The sequence below is a fragment of the Streptococcus sp. S1 genome (assembly GCF_034137685.1).
Taxonomy (GTDB): Bacteria; Bacillota; Bacilli; order Lactobacillales; family Streptococcaceae; genus Streptococcus; species Streptococcus dentalis.
In genome coordinates, this window is the sequence record NZ_CP139418.1 from 1,760,044 (window position 1) to 1,781,050 (window position 21,007).

19 protein-coding genes and 1 pseudogene are annotated in these 21,007 nt (G+C 42.8%); 3 read left to right on the forward strand and 17 right to left on the reverse strand.

Annotated elements, in window-relative coordinates; translation table 11 throughout:
* Positions 1–33: 33 nt before the first annotated feature.
* From SM121_RS08590 to SM121_RS08625, 8 genes are all read right to left on the reverse strand, one after another.
* A complete protein-coding gene (locus tag SM121_RS08590) occupies positions 34–453 on the reverse strand; it encodes an SMI1/KNR4 family protein (protein ID WP_155125572.1) in 420 nt (139 codons plus the stop codon).
* Between the two features lie 19 nt (positions 454–472).
* Entirely contained in the window at positions 473–808 is a 336-nt protein-coding gene (locus SM121_RS08595; protein ID WP_155125570.1) for a hypothetical protein, read from the reverse strand.
* A 36-nt stretch (positions 809–844) separates the two neighbouring features.
* Positions 845–1,543 carry a 3-oxoacyl-ACP reductase gene (locus tag SM121_RS08600; protein WP_155125568.1) on the reverse strand — a complete coding sequence of 233 codons (699 nt, stop codon included), beginning with the start codon at positions 1,541–1,543 and terminating at the stop codon, positions 845–847.
* Positions 1,536–1,772, reverse strand: coding sequence for a DUF2829 domain-containing protein (locus SM121_RS08605; RefSeq protein WP_050242411.1), 237 nt, complete (start codon positions 1,770–1,772; stop codon positions 1,536–1,538). The genes SM121_RS08600 and SM121_RS08605 overlap by 8 nt, the downstream gene beginning before the upstream one ends.
* Positions 1,773–1,876: 104 nt before the next feature.
* Positions 1,877–3,268, reverse strand: coding sequence for an APC family permease (locus SM121_RS08610; protein ID WP_155125566.1), 1,392 nt, complete (start codon positions 3,266–3,268; stop codon positions 1,877–1,879).
* A 234-nt stretch (positions 3,269–3,502) separates the two neighbouring features.
* Positions 3,503–4,333 carry a hypothetical protein gene (locus SM121_RS08615; protein ID WP_155171481.1) on the reverse strand — a complete coding sequence of 277 codons (831 nt, stop codon included), beginning with the start codon at positions 4,331–4,333 and terminating at the stop codon, positions 3,503–3,505.
* Positions 4,330–5,130 carry a hypothetical protein gene (locus SM121_RS08620; RefSeq protein WP_155171479.1) on the reverse strand — a complete coding sequence of 267 codons (801 nt, stop codon included), beginning with the start codon at positions 5,128–5,130 and terminating at the stop codon, positions 4,330–4,332. The genes SM121_RS08615 and SM121_RS08620 overlap by 4 nt, the downstream gene beginning before the upstream one ends.
* Positions 5,124–5,453 (reverse strand): PadR family transcriptional regulator, encoded by a 330-nt coding sequence (locus tag SM121_RS08625; protein ID WP_003012258.1) that lies wholly within the window; start codon positions 5,451–5,453, stop codon positions 5,124–5,126. Before SM121_RS08625 ends, SM121_RS08620 begins: the two co-directional genes overlap by 7 nt.
* 259 nt (positions 5,454–5,712) lie before the next feature.
* Here SM121_RS08625 and SM121_RS08630 point away from each other — a divergent pair, with 259 nt between their 5' ends.
* On the forward strand, positions 5,713–7,677 hold the full coding sequence (locus tag SM121_RS08630) for a peptide ABC transporter substrate-binding protein (RefSeq protein WP_129824367.1): 1,965 nt from the start codon (positions 5,713–5,715) through the stop codon (positions 7,675–7,677).
* A gap of 356 nt (positions 7,678–8,033) precedes the next feature.
* Here the strand turns inward: SM121_RS08630 and SM121_RS08635 are convergent.
* From SM121_RS08635 to SM121_RS08660, 6 genes and pseudogenes are all read right to left on the reverse strand, one after another.
* Positions 8,034–10,037: pseudogene (locus SM121_RS08635) on the reverse strand (FtsX-like permease family protein).
* Positions 10,030–10,797 (reverse strand): ABC transporter ATP-binding protein, encoded by a 768-nt coding sequence (locus SM121_RS08640; RefSeq protein ID WP_129824369.1) that lies wholly within the window; start codon positions 10,795–10,797, stop codon positions 10,030–10,032. Before SM121_RS08640 ends, SM121_RS08635 begins: the two are co-directional and overlap by 8 nt.
* 185 nt (positions 10,798–10,982) lie before the next feature.
* Positions 10,983–11,600 carry a DUF1307 domain-containing protein gene (locus SM121_RS08645; protein WP_155125560.1) on the reverse strand — a complete coding sequence of 206 codons (618 nt, stop codon included), beginning with the start codon at positions 11,598–11,600 and terminating at the stop codon, positions 10,983–10,985.
* 247 nt (positions 11,601–11,847) lie between these two features.
* A complete protein-coding gene (locus SM121_RS08650) occupies positions 11,848–12,966 on the reverse strand; it encodes a DUF4767 domain-containing protein (RefSeq protein WP_155125558.1) in 1,119 nt (372 codons plus the stop codon).
* Between the two features lie 81 nt (positions 12,967–13,047).
* Entirely contained in the window at positions 13,048–13,905 is an 858-nt protein-coding gene (locus SM121_RS08655; RefSeq protein WP_023917525.1) for an alpha/beta hydrolase, read from the reverse strand.
* Positions 13,892–15,184 carry a PTS transporter subunit EIIC gene (locus SM121_RS08660; protein ID WP_320910864.1) on the reverse strand — a complete coding sequence of 431 codons (1,293 nt, stop codon included), beginning with the start codon at positions 15,182–15,184 and terminating at the stop codon, positions 13,892–13,894. Before SM121_RS08660 ends, SM121_RS08655 begins: the two co-directional genes overlap by 14 nt.
* Positions 15,185–15,512: 328 nt before the next feature.
* Between SM121_RS08660 and SM121_RS08665 the strand changes: the two genes are divergently transcribed.
* Together SM121_RS08665 and SM121_RS08670 are read left to right on the forward strand one after the other, a co-directional pair.
* Entirely contained in the window at positions 15,513–16,907 is a 1,395-nt protein-coding gene (locus SM121_RS08665; RefSeq protein WP_320910865.1) for an MFS transporter, read from the forward strand.
* Between the two features lie 431 nt (positions 16,908–17,338).
* Positions 17,339–18,034, forward strand: a complete 696-nt coding sequence (locus SM121_RS08670) for a VIT1/CCC1 transporter family protein (protein WP_049473149.1) — start codon at positions 17,339–17,341, stop codon at positions 18,032–18,034.
* Positions 18,035–18,062: 28 nt separating this feature from the next.
* Here SM121_RS08670 and SM121_RS08675 read toward each other — a convergent pair whose 3' ends face one another.
* The 3 genes from SM121_RS08675 to SM121_RS08685 form a co-directional block, all read right to left on the reverse strand.
* Positions 18,063–18,602 (reverse strand): NADPH-dependent FMN reductase, encoded by a 540-nt coding sequence (locus tag SM121_RS08675; protein ID WP_049518098.1) that lies wholly within the window; start codon positions 18,600–18,602, stop codon positions 18,063–18,065.
* 407 nt (positions 18,603–19,009) lie between these two features.
* On the reverse strand, positions 19,010–19,933 hold the full coding sequence (locus SM121_RS08680) for an L-lactate dehydrogenase (RefSeq protein WP_021152814.1): 924 nt from the start codon (positions 19,931–19,933) through the stop codon (positions 19,010–19,012).
* 153 nt (positions 19,934–20,086) lie between these two features.
* A complete protein-coding gene (locus SM121_RS08685) occupies positions 20,087–20,962 on the reverse strand; it encodes an Rpn family recombination-promoting nuclease/putative transposase (RefSeq protein WP_320910866.1) in 876 nt (291 codons plus the stop codon).
* Positions 20,963–21,007: the final 45 nt, after the last annotated feature.

The window sequence follows — 21,007 nt, forward strand, 5'->3', positions numbered from 1 at the left end:
TTGGTGTTTACGCATCCCTTCTCCTTTTTCGTCTCACTCTTCAACAAAAGAGTTTAAAAAGTCCTCAAAAGAAGCCCATTGACCGTAGATCTCAGCTGTTTCTTCTAGAACATAGAAGCAAACCATACCATAATCTTCTTCCCTTAGGGAAAGAGCGTAATTGCCAGAACCAGGATCATAGGCGAAATGGAGAAGGTCTGTAGCCCTAAATCCTGCAGGCACAGCCTCATCGTCATACCATGTAAGAGACTTGCTCATTTCCTCAAGTGAATTAAAGGAATTGAAAGGAAAGAGGTGATGTTCATCGTGGACACCACTTACTTGGGGCTGACCACCGTTGTTCTTGAGATAAAAATTTTTCATGACTTCTGGCAATTTCTTTCCAAGAATCTCCTCAAATTGTAAAAGGTCTTCTTTTGAAATCGGTGAATCTTCATCAAGCATCCTAAACATGATTACTCCCTTCAATTTTCTACAATTCTTCTTTTAGTTCCTTTTCAATAAAGTCATAAACATTTGCAGCAACTATTTTCATCTCTAAGGAGCCTAAAGCACCCAGGTCATTTTCATAAATGCAATCATCAGAATTTTTCTTGATAAAGTAAGCCAAATCTCCTTCCTGTCCAATCATAAAGTAATCTGGCTCTACTTCCTCAATCTGATAAGTCTCATTACGCTCCTGGAGATCCTCCTTAGCATACAAACAGATACCTGTATCTCCAATTTCATAGGGATCAATCTCTTCCCACTCTGATAAAAACTGATAGTAGAGATTGGGCAATACAAATCCAAACTCATCTCTTTTCATAGCTTACCTCCACATATCCACTGAGTATCAACTATATTACTTCAAAGACCAACCACCATCAATAGTCAGGATTTGCCCTTGCATGGCAGATGCCTTCCCGCTTGCCAAAAAGAGGCTGACTTCTGCTACTTCCTCTGGCTCAATCCAGCGCTTGATGGGCGTCTCACTGGCTACCCAGTCAGCTAATCCACCTGGTTCAAAATCTGCTGCAGTCATGCCTGTTTTGACGGCTCCTGGCGCGATGCCAAAGACCTGAACACCAGCTTCTGCATAATCCAGGGCCAACTGCTTGGTAAAGCCCGCTAGAGCATGCTTGGAAGAGGTATAAGCGTGACCGCCTCCTCCTGCCAGGCTAGAAGCAATGGAGCACATATTGATGATGATACCTTTTTTATTCTCCAACATTTGAGTCAGATAATGCCGTGTCAGCTCCACTGGGGTCACATAGTTGATCTCAAAGATCTCCTGAATCTCCTGAGCGCTTTGCTCCAGAAGCGGCTTGTAATCATCCAAAACTCCTGCTGTATTGCACAAGATCTCTACCTCAGGACACCAGTCGAAAATCGGCGTCAAATCCAGGGTCAAGTCCCGTTGCAAGAAATGAAAATCACCTGCTAACTGAGGATCCGCTCCCTGATCCACCCCATAGACCTGGTAGCCATTTTCTAGAAAGAGACGAGCTTGAGCCAGACCAATCCCAGAACTCACGCCTGTAATCAAGACTCTTTTAGTCATGGACTTCCACCCAATCTGTGGCTAAGACATCACAAGGGGTTGGGCTCCACATGGAGAAACCTTCACCCTCACCAGAGACGTTGATGAGGAAATAAGGCGTCACTTTTAGAGCCACCCCATTTTGCTCAATGGTATCAAACAATTGGACATAGTTTTCTGCTCCACCCCAACCAGTTCGTACATATTTTTTCTTAGCCTTTAAGCCTGGTAAAATCTCTTCAAATGTCATGTTTTTCTCCTTTGTTATCTATTTAACCTTCTCCCTTTATTATACCAAAAAAAGAGCTTTCCCTATACAAAAAGCCAGAGTTCTTCTACTCTAGCTTTCATGTTTTATTGATTTTCTTCTGAATGGCGATAGCCATAGCCGAAATAAATTCCGACCCCGATCAAGAGAGCAACTCCGAAGGCCAGCCAGGTCGATAGGGAATACTGGGTCATAAAGGACAGACAGACCACAATCGATAGGATTGGCAGGACTGGAACCAAGGGTGTTTTAAATTCACCAGGTCCAGGAGCCCCGTGTTCCTTGCGCAATTTCAAGAGGGCAAGAGCCAACATAACCAGGTAAGCCAAGGTACAGATATTTAAGAAGGAAGCGATACTGGCTAGTGGAAAGACTCCACCGGCAATGGCAGCCATCGACCCAGCTACTAGTGTTGCATTTTTTGGAATTTTAGTTTTTGGATCGAGCTGTTTCATATCTTTTGGCAAAAGCCCATCCCGCGCCAAACTGTAAATCATCCGTGAAAGGGCAAAGGTCATCGAAATGCAGACGGTAATCAGGGTCAAAATCGCGACCAGCGATACATAATTTCCAGCCCAGCCGGCTCCGACCTGACGAAGGGCAAAGGCTACTGCATCATCAACATTTAAGTTCTTAAAAGGAACCATACCTGTCAAAACTAAGGTAACCAAAATATAAAGAACAGTTGTGATCAAAAGACTAAGGACAATGCCACGAGGAACGTTCTTTTGTGGTTCCTTGATTTCATCGACCGCCATGGAAATGGACTCAAAACCAAGAAAGGCAAAGAACATGAGCGAAGCTCCAGCTATAATCCCTGTCTGACCACCATAGATTTCGCCAAATCCATACGGAGCAAAGTTTTCCCAGTTGCCAGGGTTTAGATGAAAAATCCCCACAAGGATAAACAAGGCAAGAGCGGAGAACTTGAGTAAGACCAGCAAGGAATTAAAACGTAATACCGCTTTTGCATTCATAAGAACTAAGGCAGTGACGAGGACCATGACCAAAATAGGCAAGAGATCCACGTAAGTTCCCTTAGCTGGATCAAAAGTCCCGTTTAAAGCCGTCGGCAGGCTCCAGCCAAGATTGGCCAACAAGCCCTTGAAATAAGCAGCCCAACCTGAAGCCACCCCTGATACAGCTGTCATAAATTCCATCACAGTCAACCAACCGGCAATCCAGGCAGGAAACTCTCCAAAGATGGCATAGAGGTAACTATAGGCTCCACCGGTTGAAGGAATACGAGACGCAAATTCTGCAAAGAAGAGGGCAGATAAGCCGACGCAAAAAGCCGCAACCACAATCGAAATAATCAAGGCTGGACCAGCTAAATTCGCTGCTGCAGTACCCGTAATCGTGAAGATCCCTGTCCCCACCATGGCACCGATTCCTAAAATAATCAAATCCCACAATCTTAAATGGCGATTTAGACCTGGGTGTACTTGCCCAAGTCTCTTTTTTCGAAATAGATTCATGTATATTCTCCCATCTAATGAGTTTATTCTATCATACTTGGACAAGAAAGAGAGTGGGACAGAAATCGGTAATTCGTTAGAATTCGATTTCGTCGTCCCACCTCCGCACAGTTGAGTAGGGCTGTAAAAGCTGATGAAATCAGCGTAGTAGAGCCCACTCAACCACTGCGTCTTGCTCGATAATCCAAAAACAATTGAGAGGCTAGGACTTTTGTCCCAGCCCCCCTTTTCTTTCTATTTATCACTTTCCGTCCTATTCTTTTTCAAAGCACGAATCGTAAACCAATAATAAATAACTAGCCCAAAGACGATGATCACTGTGGGCAGAAGAACCGTCATACCAAGATTCTGAACTCCTTGTGCCAAGGTCCAGCGATGTAAGAATCCAACCACTAAAAAGGCGACGATAGGAAAGATGAAAGCTCGTCCAAACTCTTCTTTCCATTGCCAAAGAATGAGAGCTCCGCTAGCCCCTGTCATGAGAAGAGCATCCCAAGGACTAGGGACCACTAGCCAGGCAAGAGCAGGTAAGAAACGGACGCCCACTATTTCACCGACAAAATAGAATCCTAGAACTAGAACGAATGCTACATAAATTGCTTTTTTTGCTTTTTCTTCCACAAAAATGAGGCGACGAAGGAGATAGAAGATCATCCCAACAGCTAGGAGTCCCAAAATGATGTCGGTCAAATAGACGAGAGGCTTGAGCACAAGGACCGCTTGAGAAGCAAAATCACTTAAGAGGCGATAAAAAATCACAATACCTGAAAAGATAGCCCCATATTTCAAAACAGACCGCGTCGATTCTTTAGGCATATTTTCGATGATTTGGTCTGCCATTCCCTTTGGATCGAGACCAAAATAATCCTTTGCCGTGAGGCCATCTCCGCTTGCTTGCGAAAAGTCAAGTGCTAGATTATAGACCTGCTCTCTTAAGGCTTTCTCCTCATATAAGAAACCTGCAAGATTGAAATAATCCCAGAGATCTTGGAAATAGGCTTGGTCCTCTTGGCTAAAGGTTTGCATCAAGACCTGCGTTTCTTCATAATACATTGCTGATTTCATGCTTCTTCCTTCTTTCTTTGGAGACAAAATACAATGAGAGTCAGGACTAGTCCCATGAGAGGAAGTAGCCAGCCTATTAAATGAGCAGTTTCCTGATTCACAAGACGAATCCAGCATCCAGTAACTAAGAAAGTCAGGCCCAGGACTAGTAGACTCGACATCAAACGATTCCTGCTTCTATAGGCCATAACTGCAAACCCAAGCAGGACTAAGACAGCGAGAACAATCGCCCAACCATCTGATAAGAAGAGACCCCCAATGTGGCCAAAATAGATCGAACATAGTCGTACGATGTTCAGAAACACCATCAGGCTGATCACACTGATAAAAGTAGCCCACGACCACTTCATTTCACCATAGCTCTGTTTGGACCAAAGCCACGTAATGAACTGGCTGAACACCAAGAAATTGAGTAGAATGACAACATAGGTCAGGGGTTCGATTTTCAGTGGCGTCATCCAGGTAAAATCCATTAAATAACGCATGCCAACTAAGATCCCTCCAAGCATAAAGACTAGTCCCACATAAGATCCTAAAGAGCGTTTAGGCAAGTCTGAAAGAACTTGATCCACCATCGCCCGTGGATCCTTTCCAAAATAATCCACCGCCCGTATGCCTTCTTTCTCAGCAACTTTTAGGTCGCAAACCATATTGTAGAGTTGTTCACCGAGTGCTTCATCATCATAAAAATAGGACTTGGCCCCAATATAGGCCACCATTTTTTTCATATAGGTTTGATCCTCTTTGTTTAAATGAATCAATTCATCGGACATTTTTTCTGTATAACTTTCTACCATTCTTCCCCCTCCTTCTTGATACGTTCTACTTTTGTGACCAGCTCCTGCCACTGGTCCCAAAATTCCTCTAAGCGTTCTCTTCCAGCATCACTGAGTGAAAAATACTTGCGATCAGGACCATCTGGAGACGGCCTCATTTCCCCATGAATAACCCCTTGTTTTTCTAATTTTTGAAGCAGGGGATAAATGGTCCCAGCGACAATTTTATCAAATCCCATCTCTTTGAGACTTTGGATCAATTCATAGCCATAGATGGCCTTTTTAGAAATAATCTCCAGCACACAGCCCTCCAAGACTCCCTTTAGTAATTGGGACTCTTTCATCCTTCTCACCTCTTTCTTCACATTTTTAACTAGTTTGTTTTACATACTAGCTATTTCACTATCAGTATACTCTTTCTCCACTAGTATGTAAAGCATATTAGTAATCTTTTTTAAAAAATTTTTATTCCTTAAAAATCCCTTAAAATCAAGGTTTTTCTGTATACTCGTGTGTAAATATACAAAAAAAGTTCAAAAAACACTTTATTTTGTAGATTGATTGGAGTATAATAATTAAAATTATTCAAAAGGAGACACGAATATGAAAAAATCGAAGCTTGCTCTTTTAGCAGGTGTCGCCGCAGCTTCAACGCTTTTCCTTGCTGCATGTGGCTCATCTTCTAATGCGTCAAAAGGGACAACCTACAACTACGTGTATAGTTCTGACCCTGATACCTTGAACTATTTGACTTCAAACCGTGCAACTACAAGCGATATTACTACCAACTTGGTCGATGGTTTGTTTGAAAACGACCAATACGGTAACTTAGTGCCTGCTCTTGCTGAAGACTGGTCCGTTTCAAAAGACGGTCTGACTTATACTTACAAGCTTCGAAAAGACGCGAAGTGGTATGATTCAGAAGGAAATGAATATGCTGACGTCACTGCACAAGATTTCGTGACATCTCTAAAATACGTAGCAGATAAAAAATCTGATGCACTTTACTTGGTTCAAAACTCAGTCAAAGGATTAGATGATTATGTAAACGGGAAAACCAAAGACTTCTCAACTGTTGGGGTAAAAGCTGTTGATGATCACACTCTTCAATATACTTTGAACCAACCAGAATCTTTCTGGAATTCTAAATTGACGACTGCTACTATGATGCCAGTTAATGAAAAATTCTTGGAATCAGCTGGGAAAGACTTTGGTAGCGTGAAACCAAGTGGTATCCTCTACAACGGTCCATACATTTTGAAATCCTTCACTTCAAAATCACAAATTGAATTGGATAAAAACCCAGAATACTACGACAAGAAAAATGTTCACATCGATACCGTTAAATTGACTTACTTCGATGGCTCTGACCAAGACTATCTCGCTCGTAACTTCTCAGATGGCAACTTATCTACTGCCCGTCTCTTCCCAACGAGCTCAACTTACACTACGATTCAAAAGAAATTCAAGGATAACATCGTTTATTCACCACAAGATGCGGTTGCCTACTATGCTTACTTCAATGTAAACCGTCAAAACTACGGTCATACGAAGAAGACTTCTGACGAGCAAAAGAACAGCACTAAGACAGCTCTTCAAAACAAAAACTTCCGTCAAGCCTTGAACTTTGCTTTGGATAGAACTTCATACAGTGCTCAAGCTAATGGGAAAGATGGAGCAACCAAAACCCTTCGTACCCTACTAGTTCCACCTACATTTGTGCAAGCCAACGGAAAAGATTTCGGTACGCTCGTTGAAGAAAAACTTGCCGCAACAGGAGATGAGTGGAAAGGTGTGAGCTTTGCCGATGCTCAAGATAGCTTGCATAATGCAGACAAAGCCAAAGCAGAACTTGCAAAAGCAAAATCTGAATTGCAATCACAAGGGGTTCAATTCCCAATCCATATCGACTATGTCGTAGACCAATCTTCTAGCTCACTTGTTCAACAAGCAGACTCTATGAAGAGCTCTATCGAATCTGCTCTTGGTAAAGACAATGTCGTGATTGACGTACAAAAATTGTCTACAGACGATGCGGATAACGCTACTTACTTTGCCCAATCACCAGATCAAAAAGACTTTGACATGGATATCACTGGTTGGGGACCTGACTTCCAAGACCCATCTACTTACTTAGATATCTTGAACCCAACAGATGGTTCAACCTTGACTGGTATGGGACTTGATCCTAAGAAAGACCAAGCGCTCATCGAGAAAATTGGTTTGAACCAATACAAAGAATTGCTAGATGCTGCCAATGCTGAAAAATTGGATACCAATGCGCGTTATGAAAAATATGCTGATGCCCAAGCTTGGTTGACAGAAAACGCAATTGTTCTTCCAATCTACTCTAAGGGTGGAGTTCCATCTATCACGAAGGTAACGCCATTCTCAGCAGCAAATTCTGCAATTGGTATTAAAGGTGAAACAAGCTTCTTCAAATACCAAAAACTTCAAGATAAGACAGTCACAACTGCTGACTACGAAAAAGCTTATAAGAATTGGTTGAAAGAAAAAGAAGAATCAAACAAAAAAGCGCAAGAAGAACTTGCAAAACACGTGAAATAATCACGAAAGAAAACACCGGGGATATAATCCCCGGTGTTTTTGGTTAAGGATAAAACTCTCTTTGAAACTTTCCTTAGGTGAGTACGGACGTTAGGTGAAATTATCCAGTGGATGATTTCAGCAATCCAGGAAGTTCCATAACTTAGTTTTGGACCTAAGGTTCCAAAACTCCCGAGTGCTAGAAATACTATTATTTCTAGCACTTTTCTCACGGCGGAAAGTTTCGGTTTTTGTTTAAATAAGCTTAATAACATACATTATTATAATTCTTTCCACAACACTTAGCTTGTTCTATGTAAAAACCAGTTTGTTTATTTATTGGATTTTTCATTTCTCAATCTTTTATAGACTCAGCGCTACCTCACGACAATTTTCCGATAACTTCTAGACGTCAGTAGAAAGACGAGGATATAAGAGATGAAAAAGACAGCGCAGATAGACAGAGTCGTTTGAAGGACCAAGCCCGCATTGGTTGCTCCTAAGAGGGCAACGATCTTTGCAATCATCTTGTAGGCCACTCCTAGGTAGAGGAAGGAGAAGAATAAAGGAAGGAAAAAGACAGTGAGAATCTGTTTGCGAATGGTGGTGGCCGTTTGCTTTTGGTCCAACCCTACTTGTTGCAAGATCACAAAATTATCCCGGTCCTCATAGCCCTCTGAAATCTGCTTGTAGTAAATGACGAGTACCGTAGACAATAGAAAGATCACCGATAGGAAAATCCCAATAAAGAGGATTGTCCCTGCTGATTCACGCCACTACTTCTCCATGCTGTATCGATCAACCCCACCAAACAAAGTCGCACCATATTGACTCATTTTGTCTGTCGAATTAAGCTCTTTGGCCATTCCAGCTATAAAATCTTGGTTTTCTTTATTTTTAGCACTAATAGAGAATTCCAAATTTTTATCAATTTTTAGTCCCAGTTGGTTCAAGTCAGGGAGGACAAGATACAAGCCCATTTGGTGTTGAAACAGGTCGGCTTGCGGGAGTTTTCCTTGGATAAAATTGGAGTCTAGTTTTTGCTTAATCGCGAAGCTCTTTCCATTGATTTCTAATTGCGAGTCTAGTCTTCCAGGATACTGATACCCATAGGCTAGGATTTCATTTTCCCCAAGCTCAACTTTTTGACCCGTCAGTTGCTCATAAGTTGCCTGATCAAAAAAGTAGACTACTCCTTCTGTCTTCAATTCCTGACCAGTTTCTTGATCGGACTGGTCATAAACCTCTAAGACCTTTCCATCAATCTTTCGAATTTCAGCCGACCAGTATGTTGTCTGATTCACTTGATAATCTGATAGATGTGTCGCATCGGCCACTTTCTTAATTTGTGCTTGAACCTCCTCAATAACCGGTTCTGTTTCAGCTTCTGAAGTCATATGCCCCACACTAATATTGTAGTCCGAAGGGTACATAGTATCTAGGTAATTCTGCCCTCCAATAAAGAGATTCAGCGACCCTGTTAAGGTGACCAAGACCATGGTGGAAAGAATACTAATGGTCGCAAGGCCCGCTGCATTTTTTCGCATCCGTGCTATTAAGTTGGAGACGGATATAAAATTCTCTGGCTTGTAATAGTAGGATTTCCGACCTTTGAGAAATCTTAAAAAGGTAATGGTGCCTGCGTTGAATAAGAGATAAGTCGCAAGAATGACCAAGATAACGGCAATAAAGAATCTTTGGACAGCCGCAACTGGACGCTCTGCTGTTAGCGCTAAATAGAAAGCAATTCCTAAGAGTCCTAGTCCTAAAAGAGTTTGGACCAGCAAGAAGCGTCCTTTCTTCTCTCCTGCCTTTTTCTGTTGCATGAGGTGGAGGGAACTGTAGCGCAAGAGACGGAAAGAATTTAACAAGAGAATGAGGGCAAAAGCTAAGGCTAGCCCAAATAAAGTGTTAAGAACAGCCCCTATCTGGAAGGTCGATTGAATGACGACTGGAAGCCCCATACATTTTAAGAGGAGGGCAAAAATCAAGGGATCAAACAAGAGCCCCAAGCCCAGTCCTACTCCAACTGTGAGGATATAGAAGATAAGCAATTCCCATAAGGTCATGACGAGGAGATGCTTCTTCTCCATCCCCAAAACACTGTATAATCCCAATTCTTTGGAACGATTTTTCATAACATAGCCATTGGCATAAGCCACTAAAATGACGACGACCAGCTGGACGACGAAACAACCAAAACCAAGGACAGCTCTTGCCGTTCGTCCTCCGTAAGAAGCTTCTAAATGAGGGGTCGTTGCCAGGGCGATAAAGCTATAGAGGATCATAGTCGTTAAAATGATAGCTATAGCAAAAGGGTAATAGAGCTTACGATTTTGTTTGAGGTTGGAAAGAGCTAATTTACTTGTTAATTTAAACATCACGATCCTCCTTACTCGCCATGACCGTCAAGGTATCCGAGATTTCTTGGAACATCTGACGTTCTGTTTTTTCCCCGCGGAAGATCTGGTTGTAAAGGATCCCGTCCTTGATAAAGAGCACGCGCTTGGCCCTCGCTGCTGCGGCGGTTGAGTGGGTCACCATGAGAATGGTTTGGCCCATAGTGTTGATATCTTCAAAGACATCTAGCAAAGCTGCTGAAGACTTGGAATCCAGCGCCCCTGTTGGCTCATCGGCAAGGAGGATTTCAGGGGAGGTGATGATGGCCCGTGCTACGGCTACCCGTTGTTTTTGCCCACCAGAGATTTCGTAGGGATATTTTTCAAGCAGTTGGTGAATGCCCAACTCCCGACTGACGCTATCCACCTTGCTCATCATTTCCTTGACTGGTCTGCGAGAGAGGACGAGAGGCAAGAGGATATTGTCCTTGACAGACAAGGTATCAAGCAGGTTGAAATCTTGAAAGACAAAACCAAGTTTTTCGCGACGGAAGCTCGAAGCGTCCTTGTTCTTGATGGTTGAGGTGTCGGTGCCATTGAGGTAAACCCGCCCTTCGGTTGGCTGGTCCAGCATGGCTAGGATGTTGAGAAGGGTCGATTTCCCGGATCCTGATTCCCCCATGATAGCGACGTATTCGCCATTTTCCACGGTGAAGTGAATGTCCTTTAGGGCTTCGACCTGCGTCCCTTGAAAGCGGGTTTTGTAGATTTTTTTGATATGTTGAACGTCTAGTAGGGTCATGGTCCGTTCCTTTCTAGCTCGATAAAAGCTTCAATCGATTTTTACAAATCTATTGTACTAAAACTGAAACGCTTTCACCATAACATAACCTTACATTTTACCCTTTATTTCTTACATTTTTGTAAGAAAGCAAAAAGAGAGCAGCGGATTCAGCTGCTCTCCATTCCATTTTGGACATCTAAACACTATTTTTCGACCATACCGCTTTTAATGAAAAGCTCTTTAGCTTTAGAATAGCTGATTGTATTGTCGGCTTCTAGGTTCAGAGTAGGGATTATTTCTTTTAATTTTTTAATATCTACTTTGGTGTAATCAATTGTATTGGTGATATAGAAGATACCGTCTTTGTATTCTGATGTCAGTTCAAATCCATGTCCCATCAGATCTTTAAATTTTTCTTGGTTCCTAGCAACGGCTTCTTTCATTGATTGAAGAGGGTTATCGCCAGCTACTTTTGAGACATCGTAATCATCAACTTTTTCTTGTACTAACAAGGTATCTCCCTTGTAATACAAGGTGATGATTGACTTACCTGCTTCATCACTCGTTTCGAGAACGGTTTTTTGAGCATCTGCGATAGAGTCCTCTTTTTTACTATCATCTTTTTTTGAATCTTTTGTCTTATCATTAGCAGATGATTTTGATGAATTGCTTGATTTGCTTTCTGAACTAGATGACTTTTCTACCTTACTTGAAGAAGACTTTGCATCTTTGCTTGATGATTCTGAAGCAGTTTTGCCAGAACATGCTACTAATGTTGCGACTGATAAGAGAGCCACGCCTGCTGTGAGAAGTTTTTTCATAATTTTTCTCCTATAGATATTGATTGATTATATTTTAAGATGAAATCTTTTTATTGTCAAATATTTTATGTACTTGATCCTTCTTATACCAGTTTTTATCACTAACTCTTAACATGTTTCGCCATCCAATTCACAAAACCCAGAAAATAAATTTTTATTCATTCCGCATATAAAATAAAAGATTAGACAAAACGTCCAATCTTTGATGAATGATTGAAAGAACTGAATAAGCCCGTATTTCTTTTTTTCATTGATGAAGTAATTGATTGAACTCTTCTTGAAGTTCCTTGTTGTTCGTTGGTTTTAGATACATCTTTCCACCATTGGTCGTGGGAGAATGAAAGACAATGCCTTCTCCTGTATCTGTAATGGCAAAGAAATAACTATGCACATCTGGATACTTGTCCCAATTGCTATAGCGTTCCACGATTCTGTATTTTGCATTTCCCTGACCAGTTTCTGTATAAATGGCATCCATCTTGCTATTTTCCCCTAGAGTATAGAGGTTGTCTGGTCCTACATCACCGCCAGCAATACCTTTTTGATAGTTGGGTTGTCCCATCTTTTCACCCCAGGTCTTCATAAATTCTGCTAATTTTGCTGATTTTTCTGCGTTCCAAGGCGTTTTTTCCTGGCTTTGGCTATTTCCCGCTGATGGTGTGCTGTCAAAAGTTTGCCAGTCAAACCTCTTGAGATCCCATTTTTCCTCATCCGATTTTCCAAAGAGGGCATTCAGATCTGACCCCGGTACTTGGACTTCTTCTTCCTGGACTTTGGTCGCGGCTTGAGGTGCCTTTTCTATCCGTGAGAGCACAGCTACACCACGGCCAGTTCCTGACATCCAGCTGACTTCTAAGACTTCTCCTCCCTGATAGAGGGTCGTCGCATTGCGCGCTCCACCGTGTCCAGCGACGAAACCTTCAGCTAGCAGAGTCGGTTTTTGGTTCTTTAGATAGTAGACTCCCGTCACAAAGTAGCTTCCATCGGTCTGCTGATTGGCGACGATCATCTCATCTACCCCATCGTTATTTAAGTCCTTAAAGGCATAGCGAACGGCTTCTGGCTGATTGATCACGGTCTCGATCACCCAGCTATTGATCATCCGATCTTCTTTGGCTAATGCATCATTCAATTTGGAAATGGCATCTAAATCTTTTGAAGTGGCAAAAATCTTTTGGTAGTCTGAAAAAACAGACTGGTATAATTGTTTGTTATCTGCTTTTTTGGCTTGTTTCTTTGCTGAAGTCTGGCTTGTTGCAGCCTCTTTTTTGGGACTGGACTGGCGTTGGTATCTCTGGTAACATCCTGTTAACATGACCATACTCGAAGCCACTAAGCCCAATTGCATCCATTTTTTTCTTTTCATCTGATCTCCTCTAGTCTCCCTTGTTTTCACTGATCTTCATTATACTAAAAAAAAGGTGAGGAAGGAATCCCTTCTTCACACTTAGTTTATTTTATTCGGTTTGGCTCGACGATCCGTTTGACTTTCAATATGCTCTTTCACCAAGGCAACCACCTCATCATTTGTTGGAAGGTCCGAGTGCTGGGCATCTTCCCCCGTCACCGTAATCTCCGTATAGCTAGCTGCTTGGTTTTGGTAGATATACTTCCCAGCAGAAACACTGGCATCTGGGACCAACTCATCTGAATCATAGGTAATGGTCCCTGCTACTGAATACATATGAAGAGTTGTGGGGATGGCTTCTTTTCCCTTGATAAAATCGGCCAACATCTCAGATTTATTTTTGATATTGGTCTCCGTGAAATTATAGGGAGTTCCGATGGTCATAAGGGTCTTGAGATCCACATCATAATCCCCTAGATAATTTTCAATAAAGGCTGTATAAATCAAGCCACCGTTGGAATGACCCAAGCCCTTAAAATTATTAAAATTGTATTTTTCTTGAAGGGCTTCGAAGGCTTGATTAAATAGTTTAGCTTGCTTTTTAATGTTGCTATAGCCATCTTTGTTGTTTTCAAAACCAACCACAATTACTGGCTCATTGTCCTTGGCATCAATACTTCCACTATAGGTGATATGCCCATCATTCCAAACTTTGACCTTGAGCAGGCTGTGTTTAGTTCCTTGGCGGTCTTGGTTGAGCTTGGTCACCAAGCCATCAAAGCGGTTCTCTGTCGCAGAGCTTCCCGGGATCATGATGATGGGAGACAATTTTGAATTATAAAATTTCTCAATTTTTGAAACATTGGTCCGAGTCCAGCTATAAGATGGAATGGCTAAAGCGATTAAGAAAAGACTGACCAAAGTAAGGACGATTGCTGTTTTTTTAGATTGTTTCACCGCTTTCTCCTTTCACTTTTAAATCTTTTCGGATACGATTTCCCATGCGGACAAATGGTAGATAAAGGAGCACATCGACGGCAAAACAAAATATACTTACAGCTAAGGCTCTCAGACTACCTCCTGTTCCAATAAAAGCATAGAAAAGGCTAGGAGTCCCATCTGGCACCGGATAGACGGCTGCTGGCATCAGTTTGAGGCACAAAGCTAGAGCTGCTATCGCCATATTCACCAAAGGGATCAACAAGAAAGGAATCACATAAAGCAGGTTGAGAAGGACCGGTATCCCTACCATGAAAGACGCCCCATTGTTAAAGAGACTTGGAAACAGACTGAGGAGGCTGACTTTCTTGTCCTTTTGACTTCGTGAAACCAGCAGGATCGCTACCAATAAGGCTAGAACTGCACCAATTCCAGCTACCAGACCAAAACTGCGGTACAAATTGGTCAAGGTATAGAGATGAGGAATGCCTGTCGTTGTATGATGCGTCACAGCGTAGGTAAGATTTTCCAAAGCAAAGTTATCATCCGCAATTGAGTTCAAGGCAAAGGATTGACTATTACCAAACCAAGCAGATAGCCCACTAAATAGTCCCATGACAAAGGTGGACAGCAGATGATGACTGCTTACCATTAGAGAAGCCAAGAACTGTCGGATAGTCTGAAAAATATTAAATTGATTTCCAAGAACCAAAAGAAGATTGAGGCTGACCCCTAGAACTAAGGATAAGAAAATGGGACGCACCGTCTTGGGCTGATAGATGAAATCCTTATCCACAATCTGGTCGTCACTGGCCTTGGATAGACGAAAGATCTGTCCGATAAGATAGCCTAAAACAATGGCTAAGAGGATATTGGTCGTCGCAGGTAAGTTGATACGCGTCAGTTGCCCGTCATGGAGTGGACCCACCAATAATTCCTGGGACCCCACCACCAGGCTAACCAAAAGAGCTGTCACTCCAGCTGTTCCTGTACTTCTGCCATAGTGCCCAGCTGTGTATTTTCCAGCGAAGTAGGTTGCTAACGGTCCAGCTAGACCTCCTAGAAAGTTGGAAAAATTGATAAGGACTTGACTAATAGCTTGATCCCACGGCAACCAACTATCCATCGAAAAGAGCTGATGGATATAGCCTCGATCGGAGAAGACCGATAGAGCGATCACCCGAATGATTCCTGAAAATAGGAAAAAAGGAAATAAGGAAACCAGGGTTTTCTGGGAAATTTGAATCAAACTTTTTTCTCGTAACCAGAAAAACTTCTGGACTAAATACTTGGTCATGGGGCCTCCTGTTCGAGTTGATTGACTTATTCACATTGTTTACTTTTCTATTATTATACCATACTGGCGAGCCTTTCCTTTCGTTTGTAGAGACGTCATCAGTTGAGAATGCTATTATTTTCATAACTTTTCAAAAACTCTTTGACAGGGGTCTTCATTTCCTCTATACTATTTGTTAGCTAACAAAACGATGAATCAGGTTACCGTTGGTCTTGCTATGCTCATAGCGATTGGAGCTGACGGAAAATCAGATCGTAACCATGAATTTTCATCCGATTTTATACCAAATTCCATATCTTTAGGAAGATTTAGGAGGAATCAGACACCGATGTCACAAGAAAAAATTTCAGCCAAGGTCCTGTATGCTATTTTTGCAACAGGGATCCTTTCCTTTTGCGGGGTGGCTGGAGAAACTGCCATGAATATCACCTTCCCAATATTGATGAAGGAATTTGAGATCAATACCGCAACCGTCCAGTGGGTCACCACCATCTATCTTCTAGTGGTTGCCTGTGTGGTCCCCTTGTCTGCTTATCTCAAACGCTCTTTTAAAATGAAGTCCATCTTTTTAGTTGGAAATCTCCTATCTGTTTTAGGTGTTCTCATTGACTTCCTAGCTCCAAGTTTTGGCTTTGTGGTTTTGGGTCGATTGGTCCAAGGAATGGGGGTTGGTTTTGCCCTTCCTCTGATGTTTAATATCATTTTAGAGCAGGTCCCAAAACGCAAGATCGGTCTCATGATGGGAGTGGGTACCCTGATAACAGCCATCGCTCCCGCTATTGGGCCTACTGTCGGTGGTCTCTTGACGGCTAACTTCGGTTGGCGGTCCATCTTTTTGGTTCAATTCCCGATCCTTCTAGCTTCTCTGGTTGCAGGACTTCGCTCCATTAAACAAATCAGTACAGTCAAGCGAGAAAGGCTTGATATCATGAGTCTTCTCGCCATTATTGCTTTATTTTTAGGCTTGATTCTAGGCATTCACGGACTCTCTGACCATGCTTTCTTTAGTTTTTCTGTCCTTGGTTGGCTGGTGATCGGATTCTTGGGACTGGTTCTCTTAGTCTGGCGGTCTAATCGCTTGGAGACTCCCATTATCAACCTTGCCATCTTAAAGAACCATCTCCTCACTGGCCATGTTCTTGCCTTTTTCACCTTCCAATTAGGTTCTCTGGCCATGAGTTTCCTCTTGCCCAATTATGTCCAATTGGTCAACCACTCGAGCACCACGCTTGCGGCCTTGATGCTGCTTCCAGGAGCCATCATTGGAGCAGGTTTTGCTCCTTTCTCCGGTCTCATTCTAGATAAGTTGGGCGCCCGTAAACCGATTCTCCTTGGAGCTGCTTTAATCCTTCTGGCCCATTTCCACTTCACCCTTTTTGCCCTGAAGCTGACAAATGGCTTGATTCTTATCTTTTACATGATCTTTATGACTGGTATGGGACTGGCCTTTGGCAATATCATGACCAACGGACAAAAACAACTCTCTCTGGAAGAGCAACCCGATGCGAACGCGATCTTTAACACCCTGCAACAATTTGCAGGCGCTGTCGGAACAACCCTGGCTTCGCTGATCGTTGCCATGAGCCAAGCTAATCAAAAGATGGACTTTACTCAAGCCACTGCTAAAGGAAGTCGCAACGGTTTTATGGTCTTATTTGCCTTGGGCATCTTCCAACTCCTTCTCTTATTTTGGGTTGTTGGGAAAGAAAATGAAACCAACTAATTTATCTCATCAAAAAAAAGCTGGGAATAAACTGTCCAGCCTTCGATCTTTGATAGAAATAACTGTATGACGCAGTGGTCGATTGGCATCTTTGTTCGCTTGATTAAGCTCCAAAGATGACCTAATCAACTGTGCGGGGGTGGGAAAACGAACTCTTCTTAATTAGTTGGAGTTCTTTCCCACTCCCTTTTTATTATCCTTTTCTGACCCGTGTGACAATGCCATCAGGATCTTCAATGGTAAGACCACTTCCGCTAAATAAACCTTGCTAGAATAGGCGTATGCCCTATTCTTTCTTTTTTGCTTGCAATGTCAAAGATTATAACTTAAATTTCATTAAATTGTCGAACTTTTATCATTTGAGTTAAAATCCTTGCTTTCTTTTTGTATTTTATTTATAATCATTCTAAATAAGACAAAGGAGATATTGTATGACTGAAATAAAACATGGAGTAGATGAATCATTTAACGACCGATTGAATATCTTGAGAGCTGCTGTTCTCGGGGCCAATGATGGAATCATTTCTATTGCTGGGGTGGTGATCGGGGTGGCCAGTGCCACACCAAACATCTGGATCATTTTCCTATCTGGCTTATCGGCGATTCTGGCAGGTGCCTTTTCGATGGCAGGCGGTGAGTATGTCTCTGTTTCCACACAAAAAGACACGGAAGAAGCCGCTGTGAACCGCGAACAAGCCTTGTTGGATCGCGATCCAAAGTTAGCAAGAGACTCTCTCTACAATGCTTATCTTCAAAATGGAGAATGCGAAACTTCCGCAAAGATTTTGACAGAACGGGCCTTTCTGAAATATCCCCTCAAAGCCCTGGTCGAAGAGAAATATGGTATCGAATACGAGGAGTTTACCAATCCTTGGCATGCTGCTGCATCTAGCTTCCTTGCTTTTTCTGTTGGTTCCCTTCCTCCAATGCTCTCGATCATTCTCTTTCCAACTGCCTATCGCATTCCGGTGACAGTCTTCGTTGTTGGACTATCCTTGATCTTCACTGGCTATACCAGTGCGAAACTGGGAAAAGCACCAACCAAGCCAGCCATGCTTCGCAACCTCATCATTGGCCTTCTCACCATGGGTGTGACATACTTCTTCGGGCAACTCTTTAGTATCTAAAAAGCTGAGACTTCTGTCTCAGCTTTTCTTATGCTTCTAATAAGGCTTGTACTTGTTTTTCCAGTCCTGCGACCGCTTCATCTGTCAAGACTAATTCACCTGTTTCCCAGGCTTCTGGGTTAACGGTTGTTCCAGTAAACTCTCCAACCACTTGAGTCCGAACGAATGGCAAGAGCGCTTGATAAGCCGCAAACATTGGTTCGTGTCCGGCATTAGCTACTGAAGAAACCGTTACGATCTTATCTTGAAGGGCAGATGGACCACGAGTTTCTGACAGGTCAAGGGCACGGCTAAGCCAGTCAATCAGGTTTTTCACTACACCTGGAATAGCAAAGTTATAGACTGGCGAGAAGATCCAGATGGCATCCGCAGCAAGAACCGCATCACGCGCTGCTTGCACAGATGGCAGGGTTGGTGTTTCCAAATCTTGGTTCATCATTGGAATGTCCTTGTAGTCCAAGTAAGTCACCGTTGCTTTCCCTTCAAGAAGGCTTTCTGCTTTCTTAGCCATTTGGTGGTTGAATGATCCTTGACGAAGAGATCCGACGATAAATAAAATGTTTTTCATAGTTATTTCCTCTTTCTGTTGTAAGATTATTTGTTACAATAGCTATTATACAGGATCGGAATGTAATGTCAAGGATTACAACTCGGATTTTTTAACTTTTACTCCATTTTACTAAGGGAAGGTCAAAAGAAGTGAGATAAAAAAGTTGGACAAATGTCTCCAACCTCCGATGATTTCGTATAGGGAATCCCCTCACTTATACTATTCGAAAAAATTGCAGAAAATGAGGCTGGGACAAAAATCCTAGCCTCTCAATTATTTTTGGATTGTCGAGCAAGACGCAGTGGTTGAGTGGGCTCTACTACGCTAATTTCATCAGCTTTTACAGCCCTACTCAACTGTGCGGAGGTGGGACGACGAAATCGAATTCTAACGAATGACCGATTTCTGTCCCACTCTCTTTGCTTTTATGCATGCTCCAATCCTTTTCGTGTGTTTTCCTTAATGGTTTCGGCTGAATGGAGCAATTTTTCTTTTTCTTCTTCTGTCAAATGCAAATCCAATCGTTCAAGAATTCCTTTTCGACCTACAATTGCTGGATAGCCAAGATAGGTTCCATATTCTGGACGATAGTTAGACACTGGCATTTCCTCGTGGCTATCATTGATCACAGCTTCTGCCAGGCGTTGGGCTGCTGCTGCAATCCCAAAGTTAGTATAGAATTTACCAAAGAAGACCGTGTGACCACCGCGCAAGGACTCGTAGTTGATGGCGTCAAGCTCTTCTTGAGAGAAGAGATCGGTAATAGCGTGTCCCTTGACACGGACCTGACTCCAAGCAACAAATTGAGAATTTCCATGCTCACCGAGGTTGTAACCTGATACACTAGCAGGAGAAACCTGCAAACGATCAGCGACTGCACGCTTCATCCGAGCTGTATCCAGTAACGTCCCTGTCCCAATCACCTGCTCTTTTGGAAGGCCAGTATATTGTTGATAGAGTTGAGTGACGGCATCGACCGGATTGGTCACTACCAATAAGACCCCGCTAAAGCCAGAAGCCTTCAGATCACGCGCTACTTGCACCACTTGCTTGCTGGTAAAGGGAAGCTCCGCAAAACGGTCATCAGTGTTATTAGCCTGCAACTCGATATTTCCAAGAGTCGACACCACGACATCCGCATCTTCTAAAGCTGCGTAATCATTGACCGTGATATGAACTGGATACCCCGTATTGGCAACCGTATCACAGAAATCCAAGGCATCTGCCTTGACCTTTTTCTCATTGGTATCAATCAAGACCAAGTGATCACAGGTGTGTTTCAAAATCATGCTGTGGGCCAAGGTGGCACCCACATGCCCCAAACCAATAATACCAATTTTTCTTGTCATCAGAATCCTCTTTTCTAGTATCGATCACACTGTTGGTGAGGATAGCTCTTTGTTGACTCTATTCTACCACAATTCTAGAAAGGCGGATTGAAAAAATGGGAAAATTTTCAAGTTTTTTCAAAAAATAAAAGAGGCACTGCCTCTTTTAACGACTCAGGAAAGAAGAGTCTCAATCTCTTCAAGCGATAAGCCCGTCATCTCCGATATCAGATCAGGTTTCATTCCTCGTGAGATCATCTCGCATACCAACTGTTTACGACCTTGTACTAAACCTTCTTCACGCGCTTCGTCTATAGCCGTCTCCAGGGTCATATCATAATTTTCTTGAATACGAATCCGCTCGTCTATCATGGTCTTCTCCTCCTTGGTCCAGCTAGATGAATCTAATAATGAATCTGCGTGGGCAACGGCCTGACTGGGAGCTTTTGTGAAGGGAAGATTCCCAAAAAACTCTAGCCACTGTCTGCCTGCATCTGTCAGGTTCTCATCTTTATTATACTTGTCTAGCTCTAAAAAGGCAACCTGCAGAAGATTTTGGTGCTTGCCATTTTTATAATAGGCCTTAAGTTGCTTGCCGGACCGGCTATTGGTCAGCCAGTATTTATTGATGGTGGCCTCTTCGTCTAGCAAGAGCGACTTCTCCAAAATCGCAATCCCATAGACGGGCTCCATCTGCTCGTACATCTTATGTGTCTGACCTTGCTGGCGCAGTTTTTGCACATTTTCCACCAGCTGATTGGCCAAATAGTAATGGAACCGATTCAAGAAATACTGCTGCTTGCGAATCTGGATCTCGATGATCACCTCGGTCCCGTCATGGAGCTTGGCCCTCACATCCACCGCAGTGGAGAACAAGTCATCCTCCTCATAGGCCATGCTGTGGGGCTGGTTTCCTTCCACAATCTGAGCATCCGCTACATCCAGCTCCAAAATATCTCGAATAAACGCCGTCGTCACCTCCGGCAAACTAAAAATCTTCTTGGCCATGATGTCCAAGGTCGGCGATACATGCGCGTGTCTTTTTTGCATCCCTGCTCCTTTTCGATAAAAAATAGAGGGAATGTCCCTCTACTT